General features: G+C 71.2%; 2 protein-coding genes. Both read left to right on the top strand.

What is annotated here, in order from left to right; genetic code table 11:
• On the top strand, positions 1 to 777 hold a 777-nt coding region (locus tag Mterra_RS21330), incomplete at its 5' end, for an NAD(P)H-binding protein (protein WP_119316882.1).
• Between the two features lie 100 nt (positions 778 to 877).
• Positions 878 to 1,159, top strand: coding sequence for a hypothetical protein (locus tag Mterra_RS21325; RefSeq protein ID WP_119316881.1), 282 nt, complete (start codon positions 878 to 880; stop codon positions 1,157 to 1,159).
• Positions 1,160 to 1,304: the final 145 nt, after the last annotated feature.

Below are 1,304 nucleotides of genomic sequence, written 5' to 3'. Positions count from 1 at the left end.
GTGCGGGGCAACGCGGTGACGGGGGAGGGCCTCGAGGAGGCCGTGCGCGCCGTGGACGCGGTGGTCTACCTCGTGGCGCTGATCCGCGAGCGCGGGGGCCAGACCTTCCGGGGCACCGTCGTCGAGGGGGTGAAGAACACCGTCGCCGCCATGCGGCGCACCGGGGTCCGGCGGCTGCTGCACATGTCGGCCTTGGGGGCGGCGCGGGGTACGGGCAGCCGCTACTTCGAGGCCAAGGCCGAGGCCGAGGAGTGGGTGCGGGGGTCGGGGCTGGAGTGGACCGTCTTCCGCCCCAGCCTGATCTTCGGCGAGGGCGACGACTTCTTCGGCGGGGTGCTCAAGGGCCTGGTCACGGCCCCGGCCCCCTTCATCCCGCAGGTCGGCGACGGGCGCTTCCCCTTCCGCCCGGTGTGGGTGGGCGACGTGGCCGAGGCCTTCGCGCAGGCGCTCGAGAAGCCCGCCACCGCCGGCCAGACCTACGACCTGGTAGGCCCGCAGGAGTACACCTTCCGCGAGCTCGTGCTGCTGGTGAAGCAAGGCCTGGGCTCGCGCAAGCCGGTCCTTCCCGTACCGCTGGCCCTCATGGACCTGGCGGTCCCGCTGCTCGACGCGCTCCCCTTCACGCCCATCACCCTCGACCAGTACCGCATGCTCAAGGCCGGAAACACCGCCGACCCCGCCCCCATGCGGGCCGCGTTCGCCCTCGAGGAGCGCCGCCTCGAGGCCGAGCTGCCGGCGGTGCTCGGCACAAAACCCAAGCACTCATCGGCTTCCTGAGCCGCGACGCCGCGCGAATTGCGTCCCGAGCGGCCTTACCGGTAGGTCAGTGGATAGCGTGGCCTACGGTTTATCCCCGCCGCTGCCGTATCCTCGGGCTGTGAAGCCCTCCGGCCGTCCCCCGCACATCCTGCGCCTGTACACCCCCCGCCCCCTCGAGCAGCTCGAGCCCGAAACCCTCGCCGACCGGGAACACGTCCACGCCGTCTGGCGCGAGATCGCCCCGTTGGTCCGCGCCGCCGACCCCCAGCGCTACCGCTCCGTCTGCCAAGCCCTCGACCTCCCCGACCTCCCCCCCAAGGTGCTCGCCCAGTACGTCCTGCGCGAAAGCCGCCTCGCCCTAGCCAACCCCAAGCGACACCGGCAACGGATGGCGCAATGAAGCAATCAGCCGTCAGCCATCAGCAACGAACTAGTGGCTCGTGGGAACCCCTCCCCAACCCTCCCCGCGGGCGGGGAGGGTTGGGGAGGGGTTCCCACGAGCCACTAGTTCGTTGCTGATGGCTGACGGCTGATTGCTTCATCGC

It is taken from the genome of Calidithermus terrae, from assembly GCF_003574345.1.
Lineage (GTDB): Bacteria > Deinococcota > Deinococci > Deinococcales > Thermaceae > Calidithermus > Calidithermus chliarophilus.
This window is presented reverse-complemented; position numbering and strand designations above follow the sequence as displayed.